This window comes from Rhodopseudomonas palustris (genome assembly GCF_003226555.1).
Lineage (GTDB): Bacteria > Pseudomonadota > Alphaproteobacteria > Rhizobiales > Xanthobacteraceae > Rhodopseudomonas > Rhodopseudomonas palustris_I.
On record NZ_QKQS01000023.1, the window covers coordinates 1,338,580 to 1,353,163 of the forward strand.

Annotated in this window: 12 protein-coding genes; 2 read left to right on the plus strand and 10 right to left on the minus strand. The window is 66.0% G+C overall.

The features are described 5' to 3' along the window. Positions 1 to 46 precede the first annotated feature (46 nt). The 6 genes from DNX69_RS18750 to DNX69_RS18775 form a co-directional block, all read right to left on the minus strand. On the minus strand, positions 47 to 1,720 hold the full coding sequence (locus DNX69_RS18750) for a DmsE family decaheme c-type cytochrome (protein ID WP_110787415.1): 1,674 nt from the start codon (positions 1,718 to 1,720) through the stop codon (positions 47 to 49). 761 nt (positions 1,721 to 2,481) lie between these two features. Next, on the minus strand, positions 2,482 to 3,528 hold the full coding sequence (locus DNX69_RS18755; protein WP_110787416.1) for a sulfate/molybdate ABC transporter ATP-binding protein: 1,047 nt from the start codon (positions 3,526 to 3,528) through the stop codon (positions 2,482 to 2,484). Continuing rightward, a complete protein-coding gene (gene cysW / locus DNX69_RS18760) occupies positions 3,518 to 4,432 on the minus strand; it encodes a sulfate ABC transporter permease subunit CysW (protein ID WP_110787417.1) in 915 nt (304 codons plus the stop codon). The genes DNX69_RS18755 and cysW overlap by 11 nt, the downstream gene beginning before the upstream one ends. Positions 4,433 to 4,436: 4 nt before the next feature. Next, positions 4,437 to 5,273: a sulfate ABC transporter permease subunit CysT gene (gene cysT / locus DNX69_RS18765; protein ID WP_110787418.1), complete on the minus strand. Its 837-nt coding sequence runs from the start codon at positions 5,271 to 5,273 to the stop codon at positions 4,437 to 4,439. Between the two features lie 272 nt (positions 5,274 to 5,545). Then, entirely contained in the window at positions 5,546 to 6,535 is a 990-nt protein-coding gene (locus DNX69_RS18770) for a sulfate ABC transporter substrate-binding protein (RefSeq protein ID WP_110787419.1), read from the minus strand. 123 nt (positions 6,536 to 6,658) lie between these two features. Then, positions 6,659 to 7,399, minus strand: a complete 741-nt coding sequence (locus DNX69_RS18775; protein ID WP_110787420.1) for a phosphoadenylyl-sulfate reductase — start codon at positions 7,397 to 7,399, stop codon at positions 6,659 to 6,661. Positions 7,400 to 7,684: 285 nt separating this feature from the next. Between DNX69_RS18775 and cysD the strand changes: the two genes are divergently transcribed. Next, complete coding sequence (cysD, locus tag DNX69_RS18780; RefSeq protein WP_110787421.1) at positions 7,685 to 8,554, plus strand: sulfate adenylyltransferase subunit CysD; 870 nt, start codon at positions 7,685 to 7,687, stop codon at positions 8,552 to 8,554. Between the two features lie 21 nt (positions 8,555 to 8,575). Continuing rightward, positions 8,576 to 10,486, plus strand: a complete 1,911-nt coding sequence (gene cysC, locus DNX69_RS18785) for an adenylyl-sulfate kinase (RefSeq protein WP_110787422.1) — start codon at positions 8,576 to 8,578, stop codon at positions 10,484 to 10,486. A gap of 6 nt (positions 10,487 to 10,492) precedes the next feature. On the opposite strand, the gene DNX69_RS18790 is transcribed toward cysC, so the two are convergent. The 4 genes from DNX69_RS18790 to DNX69_RS18805 all read right to left on the minus strand — a co-directional run bounded on the left by DNX69_RS18790 (position 10,493) and on the right by DNX69_RS18805 (position 14,577). Further along, positions 10,493 to 11,866, minus strand: coding sequence for a PAS domain S-box protein (locus DNX69_RS18790; RefSeq protein ID WP_110787713.1), 1,374 nt, complete (start codon positions 11,864 to 11,866; stop codon positions 10,493 to 10,495). Between the two features lie 129 nt (positions 11,867 to 11,995). After that, positions 11,996 to 12,973 (minus strand): ABC transporter ATP-binding protein, encoded by a 978-nt coding sequence (locus DNX69_RS18795; RefSeq protein ID WP_110787423.1) that lies wholly within the window; start codon positions 12,971 to 12,973, stop codon positions 11,996 to 11,998. Further along, positions 12,974 to 14,386 carry an amidase gene (locus DNX69_RS18800; RefSeq protein WP_110787424.1) on the minus strand — a complete coding sequence of 471 codons (1,413 nt, stop codon included), beginning with the start codon at positions 14,384 to 14,386 and terminating at the stop codon, positions 12,974 to 12,976. It lies immediately after the preceding gene. After that, entirely contained in the window at positions 14,383 to 14,577 is a 195-nt protein-coding gene (locus DNX69_RS18805; protein ID WP_110787425.1) for a hypothetical protein, read from the minus strand. Before DNX69_RS18805 ends, DNX69_RS18800 begins: the two co-directional genes overlap by 4 nt. Between the last annotated feature and the right edge of the window lie 7 nt (positions 14,578 to 14,584).

Below are 14,584 nucleotides of genomic sequence, written 5' to 3' on the forward strand. Positions count from 1 at the left end.
GTGGCAAGCGACGGCGGCCGCAGCCGTCGCTGTCCCTGGCACCGAACTATCGGTGCCAGCGCGATCCGGACGGCGAGTTCGAGCCGTGGATATTGTTGTGGCAATTCTGGCAGGCGTTCCCGACCGCCCAGCGTGCCGCCGTCGGCAGGCCCGGCTGGTTGTGCGGATTGGTGTGGCACTGCTGGCACAGCCGCTGCCGCGCGACGATCAGCAGCGACTCGTGGTTGGAGCCGTGCGGTTCGTGGCAGTTCAGGCAGTTCTCGCGCACCGGCGGATGCTCGAACAGGAACGGTCCGCGCTTATCGGCGTGGCAGGTGTAGCAGGTGTCGTTGACGGTCGCTTCCTTGAGCAGTTTCTCGGTGGCGCTGCCGTGCGGGTTGTGACAGTTGACGCAGGTGATCTTGGTCTCGCGAAGCGGCATGTGCGACGTGCGCTGCACCTGCGCCTTGCGGTCCTTGTGGCACTGGAAGCAGGTGTCCATCACCTGCACGGTCTTGAGCTGATTGCGCGGCGACACCTTGCGCATCACGGTGTGGCAATTGACGCAGGCCAGCCCGCGGGACTCGTGCTGCGAGCCCTGCCAGTAAGTCTGGTCGCCCTTCTCGTGGCAGCTCAGGCAGACGCTATTGGCCTCGGCGACGTCGAAACCGCGGCTGTCGGTCGGGCGGAACGAGCGGATGCCGCCCTTCTCGCGGCCGCCGCCGCCGTTGACGTGCGCCGAGCCGGGGCCGTGGCAGGTTTCGCACTCCATCTTGCCTTGCGGCGTGACCTTGCCGGACTTGATGTTGCGGCCCATCACGGTCTGCTGGAATTCGTCGAACAGGCCGGCGTGGCAGGTCTCGCAAGGCTTGGAGCCGACGAAGTAACGGCCGTCCGGATCGCCCGGCGCCGGCGCCACCATCGGCGCGCGGCCGTCGGCCGCCGCCTTCGGTTCGCGCTTTGCGACCATCAGCACGGGGCGCGTATCGTCGGTCTTGGCGGCGAGGAGCTCGATGAAGCCGAACCGCTGCGGTTGCTCGATCGCGTCGTCGAAGTTCTCCAGCGCCACCCAGGTCGTCACCGTGGCGGCATCGCGAACCACCTCCGGCATCTGCGCCACGTAGTCCGGCTCGCGTGCGAGCCGTGCCGCCAGGGTGCGGCGGGTCTCGTGCGAGCGCAGGATGCGTTTTTCGGCGAGCGTCGTGGCGCGCTGCCTTCCGACGAGGCGCAGCATCTGGTCGAGCTGTGGGCCGCCTTCGATCGGCGTCAGCGGCAGCGCGCTCTCGGCGGCGCCGTGCCCGGCGAAGCGGGTATCGAACCGCGGCCCGGCTGCGGAAGCGCGATGCGGCGAACTGTGCGGTGATCCATGTGGAGATCCATGTGGAGATCCATGTGCAGATCCCTGGGCGGACGAGCCGTGGCCGGAGATGTGGCCGTGCGGGCTGCCGCCCTGCGAGCCGCCGAGCGCCAGGCCGTGGGCCGGCACCGGGGTAAAGTTCTGTTCGGCCTTGCCGGCGCCCTGCAGCCCGCGCACGTAGTCGACCAGCGCGTTGATGGACGGATCGACCGCGCCGACCTGGCCGTCATGCGGCAAGGCGGTGTGTTCGACCATCGCCGGTTCGGCGCCGGCTGGCCAGGTCCCCCAGGCCAGTGCGATCGATACGAATAGCGACGAGATCCAGCTCCGGCGGCCGCGCCGATTTTGGTCGCGCGCAGCCGCCGTCCCCCGAGAGCCCCCCATTGCGTCCCCCGCAAGTGCTCAAAGCACGATGATTTTTGTCAGCCACCATCGATCGCCGTCCACGTGTCGCGGGCGACGTCGAGCCAAGATCATTTCAGTTTGAAAAAGTCCGTTGGTGCAGGTTCAGCCTGCATCACGACGCTTGCCGGAGTTGTCCGGGAAGTAATTAGTCACAATCTGTCATCAAAAGTCACATGCCGTACTAAAACGCGTATTTGATCGAGATCAATTATTCACATCTGTTAGCATATGCAGCGAACGAGCGATGTTGCGGTGGTTGAGTAGTTGTTGTCGTTCCAACTAACTCATGATTGGAACTAATCAAATTGCGCTTAGCGCAATGCGGTGTTGGTGTGGCTTGCGGTGCTCCGTGGTAGTCCGAAGTGTGTCGTTCTGTCGCAGGCGTTGAGCGTTGCGCCGATGTGGTGTGTTCTTCAGCGACTGGTCGTGGCGGCAACATAGTACTTATCTTTGCGTCAAACTTCGTCAAACTGCGTCGTTGCATGGGGCGATTGATTGTTATTATCGAGAAAACGATGATTTCGGCGTCCTGCGAGATGCTCGGTGGTGTCGCTGAGCACTTCGCCGTCGTCGGGCAGCGTCGAGACAGGAGACGTGCTGCGATCCTCTCCAGCAGTCGCGCGATCACCGGATTAATCGTTTGGTAAGTGCTCGGGCGGCCTCGGCGCATCAATCGGACGAGCCAAACTCTCGCGCCCGCCGGTCATCGAGCCGCCTTCCGCAACCGGACGAGCAAAGGCCTAGCGATCGGCGAAGATGCGGTAGCGCTGCGGATGCAGGCCAATGCGGTCGCCGACTTTCAGCGAGTGATCGCGCGGGGCGTCGATCTCGATCAGGGTCTCGCCGCCAAGGCCGTTCAGCACGATGTCCGCGCGCTGCATCGGGCCGAAGGCGCGCACAGCCTTGACGGCGCCTTCGAACACGCCGCTGCCGCTCGGGCCGACCGCGACGTCGTGGCGACGGACGAACAGCTTCGACGGACCGGCGGCGGCGTCCTGCGCGGCGAGATCGAGGTCGCGGTCGCCGAGCCGAACGCGGCCGTCACGCACCTCGACCGGCAGCACGATCGATTCGCCGATGAAGCCGTGCACGAAGGCGGAGGCTGGGCGTTCGTAGACGTCGCCGGGCGAGCCGATCTGTTCGATCCGGCCCTTGTCCATCACCACGACGCGGTTGGCGACTTCGAGCGCCTCTTCCTGGTCGTGGGTGACGAAAATCGAGGTGACGTGGATTTCCTCGTGCAGATTGCGCAGCCAGGCGCGCAGTTCCTTGCGCACCTTGGCGTCGAGCGCGCCGAACGGCTCGTCGAGCAGCAGGATGCGCGGCTCGATCGCCAGCGCGCGGGCGAGCGCGATGCGCTGGCGCTGGCCGCCGGAGAGCTGGTTCGGATAGCGGTCGGCGAGCCAGCCGAGCTGCACCAGATCGAGCAGATCGCCGACCCGCTTCTTGATCTCCGCCTCGCTCTTGCGGATCTTGCGCGGCTGCACCCGCAGGCCGAACGCGACGTTCTCGAACACGTTCATGTGCCGGAACAGCGCGTAGTGCTGGAACACGAAGCCGACATGACGCTCGGCGGCACCACGCGCCAGCGCGTCCTCGCCATCGATCGTCACGGTCCCGGCGTCCGGCCATTCCAGCCCGGCGATGATCCGCAGCAGCGTGGTCTTGCCGGAGCCGGAGGGGCCGAGCAGCGCCATCAGTTCGCCGGTTTCGACCCGCAGGTCGACATTGTCGAGCGCGCGGAAGCTGCCGAATTGCTTGACGATGTTGCGGACTTCAATGGTCATCGGGATGCTGCCCCTGTTCGATGCGGCCTTCCAGCACGGTCTTGGCGATCAGCGTCACCAGCGCGAGCAGCGCCAGCAGCGAGGCGATCGCGAACGCGGCCACCATCTGGTACTCGTTGTAGAGAATTTCGACCAGCAGCGGCATGGTGTTGGTCTCGCCGCGGATGTGGCCGGAGACCACCGACACCGCGCCGAATTCGCCCATCGCGCGCGCATTGCAAAGTAGCACGCCGTACAGCAGGCCCCATTTGATATTCGGCAGCGTGACCCGCCAGAACGTGGTCCAGCCGCCGGCGCCGAGCGAGATCGCGGCTTCCTCTTCCTGCTGGCCTTGCTCCTGCATCAGCGGGATCAGTTCGCGCGCCACGAACGGGAAGGTGACGAAGGTCGTCGCCAGCACGATCGCCGGCACGGCGAACAGGATCTGGACGCCGTGCGCCATCAGCCATGGTCCGAACCAACCTTGCGCGCCGAACAACAGCACGAAGACGAGGCCTGAGATCACGGGCGAGACCGAGAACGGCAGATCGATCAGGGTGATCAGGAAGGTCTTGCCGGGAAAGTCGAACTTGGCGATCGCCCAGGCGGCGATGACGCCGAATACCAGATTGAGGCCGACCGAAAGGCCGGCCGCAATCAGCGTCAGCTTGATCGCCGCAAGCGCCTCCTCGTCGGCCAGCGCCGACAGATAGAACGCGACGCCTTTCGACAGCGCCTCCGAGAATACCAGGATCAGCGGCAGCACCACGAAGATGGTGAGGAAGGTGAGGGCGAAGCCGATGACCAGCAGCCGTACCCAGGCCGGCTCGGTGTGGGCGGACCGGCGCCCGGCGACGGCTGGCGCGGCCGCGCCTACTGATGTGATCGCTGCACGCCTGGCTTGACTAGCGGAAACCAACGTCATGGCGTCACGCCGTGGCCAGCGACCGGGACTGCGCCCAGTGCTGGATCCGGTTGAGGACGAAGATGATCAGGAACGAGAAGATCAGCATCACCACTGCGATCGCGGTAGCGTCGGCATAACGGAATTCCGACAGCCGAATCACGATTAGCAAGGGAGCGATCTCCGAAACATTGGGCAGGTTGCCTGCGATGAAGATCACCGAGCCGTATTCGCCGACCGCGCGGGCGAAGGCGAGGGCGAAGCCGGTGAGCAGCGCCGGCGTCAGAGAGGGCAGAATGACGCGCCAGATCGTCTGCCAGCGCGAGGCGCCAAGGCATTCTGCCGCCTCTTCGAGTTCGGTGCCGAGATCGAGCAGCACCGGCTGCACCGTGCGCACCACGAACGGAATGCCGATGAAGATCATCGCCAGGAAAATGCCGAGCGGCGTGAACGCCACCTTGATGCCGAGCGCGGCCAGCGGTGCGCCGAGCCAGCCCTTCTGCGCGAACAGCGTGGTCAGCGCGATGCCGGCCACCGCGGTCGGCAGCGCGAACGGGATGTCGACGATCGCATCGAAGATCCGGCGGCCCGGGAAACGGTAGCGCACTAGCGCCCAGACGATCAAAAGCCCGGCCACCAGGTTGACGCAGGCTGCGGCGAACGCCAGGCCGAACGAGATCTTCAGCGCATGCAGGGTGCGCGGCGCCGTCACCGTCGACCAGAATTCGGCGAAGCTCAGCTCGGCGGTTTTGACGAACAGCCCCGCCAGCGGGATCAGGATCATCAGCGACAGCCAGGTGATCGTCAGCCCCATGGTGAGGCCGAAGCCGGGTAGGGAGCGCTTGCGCGAGAGCGTGTTCACAGAGGCACCTGCGCAGATCGGAGACGTGTTTTGACCAAAAGAGAAGCCGCGTAACGCGCGCTAACCTCTCCCCGCCTGCGGGGAGAGGCCGACTGGCTGAGCGAAGCAAAGCCGGTCGGGTGAGGGGGCGCTGCAACGAAGCCGAGCGGGTTAGTCTCGCGGAGAGGCCTCCTCACCCCAACCCTCTCCCCGCGCGCGGGGAGAGGGAGCGCGCCGGCAATTTTGACAGACATGTTGCCTACCACTCCTGTCGGATCGCGACCCGCGCGCTCTCAGTTCTTGTAGATCTTATCGAACACGCCGCCGTCGGCGAAGTGTTCGGTCTGTGCCTTGGTCCAGCCGCCGAACACATCGTCGATCGTGAACAGATCGACCTTGGCGAACGCGCCTTCGTGTTTCCTGGCAATCTCTGGATCGCGCGGACGGTAGAAGTTCCGTGCGGCGATTTCCTGACCGTCCTTGGAGTACAGGTATTTCAGATAGGCTTCAGCGGTCGCGCGGGTGCCCTTCTTGTCGACGACGGTATCGACGACTGCGACCGGCGGCTCGGCGAGGATCGACACCGAGGGTGCCACGATCTCGAATTTGTCGGCGCCGAATTCCTTCACGGCGAGATAGGCTTCGTTCTCCCAGGCCAGCAGTACGTCGCCGACGCCGCGTTCGACGAAGGTGACGGTGGAGCCGCGCGCACCGGTATCGAGCACCGGAACCTGCTTGTACAGCTTGGCGACGAAGTCACGCGCGGCCTCGGGCGAACCGGACGTTTTCAGCGCATAGCCCCAGGCCGCAAGGTAGTTCCAGCGCGCGCCGCCAGAGGTCTTCGGGTTCGGCGTGATCACGCTGACACCGGGCTTGAGCAGATCGTCCCAGTCCTTGATGCCCTTCGGGTTGCCCTTGCGGACCAGGAACACGATCGTCGAGGTGTAGGGCGAAGAGTTGTCCGGCAGCCGCTTCTGCCAGTCCTTTGCGACCAGTCCTCTGCCCGCGATCGCGTCAATGTCATAGGCGAGCGCCAGGGTGACGACATCGGCCTGCAGGCCGTCGATCACCGAGCGCGCCTGCGCACCCGAGCCGCCATGCGACTGCTTGATGGTGACGCGATTGCCGGTCTCCTTTTGATAATCGGCGGCGAACGACTTGTTGAGATCGGCGTATAGCTCGCGGGTCGGATCATATGACACGTTCAGCAGCGATACGTCGGCGGCATTTGCAGCGGTAGCCACCAGCAGGCCGGCGACCATGGGAATGAAACGGCGAAGCATTGTTGTCTCCATTGTGCTCGACGATATTTCTGTCGTCGGCGCGGAGAGGTGAAGGTCACGAACTAAGCAGGCCAAGTCAACGAAACGGCATTTCATTGTTCGCTTAGTTACGACAGCAATGTCCTATGAAGTCTTGACGGTGTGAATGCCGCATTCCGTCTTGCCGCGGCCGCGCCAGCGGCCGGCGCGCGCATCCTCGCCGGCTTCGGCGCGGCTGGTACACGGCATGCAGCCGACCGACAGGAAGCCCGAACCGACCAGCGGATGCGGCGGTAGTTTTGCGGCGGCGTAGATCGCGGCGATGTCGGTCGGCGTGACATTGGCGAACGGATTGAATTTCAATCGCGAACCATCGGCTTCGACCACCGGAATGTCTGCGCGCGCGCCGCCTTGAAAGCGCTTGCGGCCGTTGATCCAGCCGTCGAACGGCGTCAGCGCCCGCTTTAGCGGTTCGACCTTGCGGATCAGGCAGCATTTGTCCGGATCGGAGAACCACAATTCGCGCGCCGCATCGTCGCGATCGAGATCGGCATCGAGCGGGTTGATCGAGCGCACGTCGCGCAGGCCGAGCAGGTCGGTCAGCGTGTCGCGGTAGGCGAGGGTTTCTTCGAACAGCCAGCCGGTATCGAGAAACACAACCGGGATCGCCGGGTCGACGTCGGCCATTACTTTCAACAAAGCAGCCGACTCGGTGCCGAACGACGACACCGCCGCGAGCTTGTCGCGACCGATCTCGCGCAGCGCCGCAGCAATGATCTCGGCCGGCGAGGCGCTGCGCAGCGCCGCGTCGAGCGCCTGCGCACGCGTCTCCACGCCCGCGGAGGCGGGTGCGGAGGAAGGGAGAGAGTGCGCCAGCTCGGTCATCGGTCACTGCGTCCTGATCGTCATCGTCAACTGTCCGCCGTGGCGCCGCAGCATCGCGCCGATCCACGAAGAAGGATTGACTAGAATTATTTTCTATCTATGTATCTTGCAAGCGCGGTGAATAGAAAATTATTCCTTCTATTCGCGGTGTCAGAAATAGAAATTCCATCTCCGTTTTGCGTGTTCCAGAGATGCCCGTTCTCTCCGGCTTCGGACGGCGTCTTCGAACCCGCAAGCCACGACCCGGCCCGGTGTCGATCGGGACCGCCAATTCGGGAGCTTGTCATGACGCTCGCTGCGCGAGAAACCGCCGCTCTGGTTTCGGTCCCGGCCCCACCGCTGGAAGATCAGCTTCGCGCGATGGATCACCTCGACGCGCTGGAGGCGCAGAGCATCTACATTCTGCGCGAGGCGTTCGCGCGGCTGAAGAAGCTGGCGCTGCTGTGGTCGCTCGGAAAAGATTCCAACGTGATGATCTGGCTGGCGCGCAAAGCGTTCTTCGGCCGCGTCCCGTTTCCGGCGCTCCACGTTGATACCGGCAAGAAGTTTCCCGAGATGTACGCGTTCCGCGATACCTACGCGAAGGAATGGGATCTCGATCTGCGCGTCGACGATTGCCCGCCGATCGACAGCGTCGATCCGACGCTGCCGCCGGCCGCACGCTCCGCTGCGCGCAAAACTGAGGGCCTCAAGCTCGCGCTCGCCAAATACGGCTTCGACGGACTGATCGCCGGCATCCGCCGCGACGAGGAAGCGACGCGCGCCAAGGAGCGGGTGTTCTCGCCGCGCGGTACGGAAGGCGGATGGGACGTGCGCGACCAGCCGCCGGAGTTCTGGGATCAGTTCAACGCCTCGCCGCCGCCCGGCGCACATTTGCGCATTCACCCGATCCTGCATTGGACCGAGGCCGACATCTGGGCCTACACCAAGCGCGAAGGTATCCCGATCATTCCGCTGTATCTGGCGCAGAATGGCAAGCGCTATCGATCGCTCGGCGATCAGGACATCACTTTCCCGGTATCATCGAACGCCGCGTCGATCGATGAGATCCTGCTCGAACTCGAGACCACCAAGGTACCGGAGCGCGCCGGCCGCGCGCTCGACCACGAGACCGAGGACGCGTTCGAGCGGCTTCGCGTCGCCGGCTATCTGTGATCCGCACCCGTGAGTGACGCCATGACCATCGCCGTTCCGCCCGCCTCGCTCGCCGCCGACGCCGTTCGTCCGCTGGTGCGTATCGTCATCGTCGGCCATGTCGACCACGGCAAGTCGACGCTGGTCGGCCGCCTGCTGCATGAAACCGGCTCGCTGCCCGAAGGCAAGCTGGAGATGCTGAAGGCGGTCAGCGCCCGGCGCGGCATGCCGTTCGAATGGTCGTTTCTGCTCGACGCGCTGCAGACCGAGCGCGATCAGGGCATCACCATCGATACCACCCAGATCCGTTTCCGCACCCGCTCACGCGACATCGTGCTGATCGACGCGCCCGGCCACGCCGAATTCCTGCGCAACATGATCACCGGAGCCTCGCAGGCAGACGGCGCGGTGCTGATCATCGACGCGCTCGAAGGCGTGCGCGATCAGACCCGGCGGCACGGCTATCTGCTGCAACTGCTCGGCATCAAGCAGGTCGCCGTCGTGGTCAACAAGATGGACCGGGTCGAGTTTTCGGCGGCACGCTTCCGCGACATCAGCGACGAAATCACCGCGCATCTGACCTCGCTCGGCGTCACGCCGACCGCGGTGATTCCGATCTCGGCGCGCGACGGCGACGGCGTCGCCGCCCGCACCGAGAACATCGCCTGGTATCTCGGCCCCACCGTGGTCGAGGCGCTCGACGGCCTGACGCCAGCGCCGCCGCTCGACGCGCTGCCGCTGCGGCTCGCCGTGCAGGCGATCTACAAATTCGACGATCGCCGCATCGTCGCCGGCCGCATCGAGTCCGGGCATCTGCGGGCGGGCGACGATATCGTCATCATGCCGGCCGGCAAGATCGCCAAGATCAAGACCGTCGAAGGCTGGCCGGTGACGCCGCTCGCGGGTTCGTTCGGCGCCGGCCGTTCGGTCGGCATCACGCTCGACCGCGAACTATTCGTCGAACGCGGCGACGTGATCGGCCATGCCGGCACCGCGCCGCGCGATACCCGCCGCCTGCGCGCGCGGATTTTCTGGCTGCACGATCAGCCGCTCACCGCCGGCGCTTCGGTGCTGGTGCGGCTCGGCACTCGCGAGACTCGCGCTAACGTCGTGGCGATCGAGAAGGCGGTCGACCCGGGCGATCTCGCCAGCGAGGCCGCGACCGAGATCAAGCGCAATCATGTCGGCGAGATCGACCTGTCGCTGTCGCAGCCGGTCGCGGCCGATCCGGCCGACGACAATCCGCGCACCGGGCGGCTGGTGATCGAGATCAACGGCCGGATCGCCGGCGGTGGCTTGGTGCTCAGCGTCGACAGCGGCCAGCGCGCTGCAACCGCCGATATCGTGCCGGTCGAGTCCGCGCTGCAGCCGGGCGAGCGCGCCGCGCGCTATCGCCACGACGGCGCGGTGCTGTGGTTCACCGGGCTGCCGGGCTCCGGCAAGTCGACGCTGGCGCGCGCGCTGGAGCGGCGGCTGTTCGATCGCGGCGGCTCGCCGATCCTGCTCGACGGCGACACGTTGCGCGCCGGGCTGAACAGCGACCTCGGCTTTTCGCCGGCGGACCGTGCCGAGAACATCCGCCGCCTCGCCGAGATCGCCGCGCATCTGGCCGCCAACGGTCATGTCGCGATCGTGGCGGCGGTGTCGCCCGCGCTCGCCGACCGCGCCGCGGCGCGCCGCATCGCCGGCGACCGGTTCCGCGAGATCCACGTCGCGACCGCTGCCGAGGTCTGCGAGCAGCGCGACCCCAAGGGGCACTATGCCAAGGCGCGCGCCGGCGGCTTGCCGAACTTCACCGGGATCGGCAACGACTATCAGCCGCCGACCGCGAGTGAACTGGTGCTCGACACCGCCGGTCTTTCGGTCGGCGAAGCCGTGGCGCAGGTTGAAACCATGCTGGCGCAGACCGGCGTGCTGATCGAAGACCTGGCCGACCTCGCGGCGCATATCTGAGGCGGGCTACGGCCCCGCGACGAGCCGGTCGAGCGGAGCGGTCAAACGCCACCGCAGGCCGGATTCGAGGTAGCTGATTTCGACGTCGGCGCCGAGCGTAGCGCGGGGATTGCGGTCGATCATCACAGTGCCGAAGCCGGCACGGTTCGGCTCGCCGACCGGCGGGCCGCCTTGCTCTCGCCAAACCAGGTCGAGCTTGCGGCCATCCACCGCATCGCGGAGGTTGCAAGCGATCCGCACGGTGCCGTCGGCATTCGAAAGCGCGCCATATTTCGTCGCATTGGTGGTCAGCTCGTGGATCGCCAGCCCGATCGTTTCGGAGGCGACCGGGGAGAACAGCAACTCGCGCTCGCCCTCGATCAATACGCGGGTGCCGATCAGGTCGTTCACGGCGGCGAGCTGCGATTCGATCAATTCATCGATCGGTGTTCCTGACCAGTTGCGCTTGATCAGCAGGTCCTGGTTGCGGCTGAGCGCCTGCAGCCGCGCGCCGAGGCTTTCGGCGAAGCTGCGGTCCGCGGTGCGCATCACCATCGCCTGCACCACCGCCAGCATGTTCTTGGCGCGGTGATTGATCTCGCCCATCAGCATCTGGATCTGCTGTTCGTGCTGGCGCTGCACCGTGATGTCGGTGTTGGTCCCGAACCAGCGCCACACCTGGCCGGTGTGGTCGCGTAGCGGCATCGCGCGCGACAGGAACCAGCGATACTCGCCGTCCTTGCCGCGCAGCGGGAAGGTGTCTTCCCACTGTTCGCCGGTGTCCCAGCTGTGCTTCAGGCGGCTGCTGACACGTTCGAAGTGGTCGGGATGATGCACCGTGGTCCAGCCCTCGCCCTGCATCTGCTCGAACGTGGTGCCGGTGTAGTCGAACCAGCGGTTATTGTACCAGATCACGGTGCCGTCGCGGCCGGCGATCCAGGCGAGCTGCGGGATCGAATTGGCAAGGGTCCGGAACTGATGTTCGCTGGCAATCAGTCGGTGGCGGATCTCCAAAGTCTCGGTGATGTCGTGGGCGATCTTCGAGGCGCCGACGATGCGGCCATGGGGATCGCGCAGCGGCGACACCGTCACCGCGACATGAATCCGGCGGCCGCTTTTGTGCAGCCGCTCTGTTTCGAACTTCGGCACCATCTCGCCGGCACGGATTCGCCGCAGGATATCGTCTTCTTCGTGCTGACGGTCTGAAGGAATCAGGACGCGGATCGATCGTCCGATCATCTCGGCTGCGGTCCAGCCGAAGATGCGCTCGGCCGCCGGGTTCCAGCTCTGCACGGTTCCATCGACGTCCTTGGAAACGATGGCATCGAACGAATGCTGGACAATCGCCGCGAAGTGATGGTCGCGATGCGCGATCGAGAGAGGCCGGGATTGGCGGTTCATTCTGGCGCGGAGTTCCATTGGTTCGGACGGTCTGCCACCAGATTCGGCGGTCAGCCCTCGCGCGCAATGAACACCAGTTGGCGGTCTCCCGCTACCTCATTTGTCATACGCCTCGCGTTGCTGCCAGAACTAGCCGACCATCGCGGCCGGCTCGGCCAGGACGCAGCGCGCCATCCGGCCCGGGCCGAGTGCGACTTCGGGTGGCAGGCCGGCGGAGCAGCGCGGCTGGGCATGGGCGCAGCGCGGCGCGAACGAGCAGGACCGCGGCTTGGCGTCGAGCGACGGCGGCGCGCCGGGAATCGTCTCCAGCCGCGCGCCGCGCTTGGCGCCGTGTACCGTCGAGGCGAGCAGGCCCTGCGCGTAGGGATGCTGCGGCTCGCGCACGATGTCGCGCAACGAGCCCTGCTCGATGGTCTGTCCGGCATACATCACGGCGACTCGGTCGCAGATCTCGATCGCCACGCCGATGTCGTGGGTGACGAAGATCACCGACATGCCGAACTCGCGCTGCAACTCGCGGAGCAGCAGCAGGATCTGGATCTGCACGGTGGCGTCGAGCGCGGTGGTCGGTTCGTCGGCGAGCAGGATCTTCGGCTTGCAGGCCAGCGCCAGCGCGATCATCGCGCGCTGCCGCATGCCGCCGCTCATCTCGTGCGGATAGGCGTCCAGCCGCCGCTTCGCCGACGGGATGCGGACCACTTCCAACATCTCCAGCGCGCGGGCCATCGCCTCGCGCTTGCTCTTGCCCTCGTGACGCATCACCGACTCGGCGATCTGATCGCCGATGGTGTAGACCGGATCGAGCGCCAGCGCCGGCTCCTGGAAGATCATCGACACGGTCTGGCCGCGGAAGGTCGACAGCGCCTCGTCGTCGAGCGCCAGCACGTCCTGTCCGGCGACCTGAATGCTGCCGGTGATCGCGGTGCGCTTCTTCGGCAGCAGCCGCATCAGGGCGCGCAGCGTCACGCTCTTGCCCGAGCCGGATTCGCCGAGCAGGCCGAGCACCTCGCCCTGGCCGAGCGACAGGTTCAGATCATTGATGGCGTAGACCGTCCGCTCGCCGGTGAAGCGGACGTTGAGATCGCGGATGTCGACCAGGTTGCTCATCTACAGCTCCGGACATTGTCGATGGAAGTCGGTGGCGCGCTGCCAGCCTGCGCCAATCTGCAGCAGCATCGCTTCGTCGAACGGGCGGCCGATCAGCTGCAGCCCGATCGGCAGGCCGGCATTCGAGAAGCCGCACGGCAGCGCCAGCGACGGCAGGCCGAGATAGTTGATCGGCCGGGTGAAGCGGGTCAGCCGCTGGATCACGGCCTCGGCGTTCAGGCTGTTGCCGACATCGCTCTCCGCAATGGTCGGCGCCGGCACCGGCGACACCGGCGCCAGTACCGCGTCGACGCCGGCCACCGCCGCCACGAACTCAGCGAGCGCCACGCCGCGCCACCGCATCGCTTCCAGATAGGTAACGGCCGGAATCGCCAGCGCATTCTGCAGCCGCATCAGCACCTGCGGGCCGTAGTCCTGCGGCCGCTCGCGCATCCATTGACCGTGGAAGCCGGCGGCTTCGACCGCGAGCACGAGCTGCGCCGCGGCGCTGAGCTGGCGCTGATCCGGCAATTCCACCTCGACGACACGTGCGCCCTCGCGCACCAATGTGGCCTTGGTTTCGTCGAGCACGCGCGCGACCTCGGGGTCGAGATCGTCGACGTAGAACGATTTCGGAATGCCGATGCTGACGCCCTGCAGCGACTGCTTCGTGGCGGCCAGATAGTCCGGCACCGGGCGGTGCGAGACGGTCGGGTCGGCCGGATCGGCGCCGGCCATCAAGCCGGTGATCAGCGCACAGTCTTCGGCGGTGCGCGCCAGCGGTCCGACGGTGTCGAGCGAATGCGACAGCGGCATCGCGCCGGCGCGGCTGACCAGGCCGACGGTGGTCTTCAGCCCGGTGACGCCGCAGAAATGCGCCGGCATCCGGATCGAACCGCCGGTGTCGGAGCCGAGCGCCGCAAAGGTCAGCCGCGCGGCGACCGCCGAGCCGGAGCCCGACGATGAGCCGCCGGTGATGTGGTCGAGCCCCCACGGATTACGCACCGCGCCGTAATGCGCGTTGTGGCCGGTCGGTCCATAGGCGAATTCCGCCATCTGCAGGCTGCCGAGCCGGACCTGGCCGGCGTCCTTCAGTCGCTCCAGCGCGGTCGAGGTGGTGGTGGCGACGAAGTCGCGGCGGATCTTGGAGCCGCAGGTCACCACGAAGCCGGTCTCGTAGTACATATCCTTGTGCGCCAGCGGCACGCCGTGCAGCGGGCCTTTGCGTTCACCTTTCGCCAGTGCGGCGTCAGCCGCATCCGCTGCGGCGAGCGCGCTCTCAGGCTCGATCGCCATGAAGGCGTTGAGCTTCGGCTGCGCGCGCATGATGCGATCGAGGCAGGTCTGGGTGACTTCGCGCGACGACAGTTTCTTGGCCGCGATCGCCTCGGCGACTTCGGTCAGCGTCAGCAACGCCGGATCGCTTACGCTCATCGCGCGCCCTCGTTCTGCGCGACCATATAGGTGGACGGTTCGAGATCGAACGGCAGCGTGCCGGCGACCGGGGTGAAGCCGTCGAATGCCGGGCCGATCGAATTGGCGATCCGCGCCGCCACCTCGTCGTCGACGGCAAGTCCGGCGATCGCCGCCATCGATTTGATCGTGGCGGGGTCGGGTTTGATCATTGCTGAT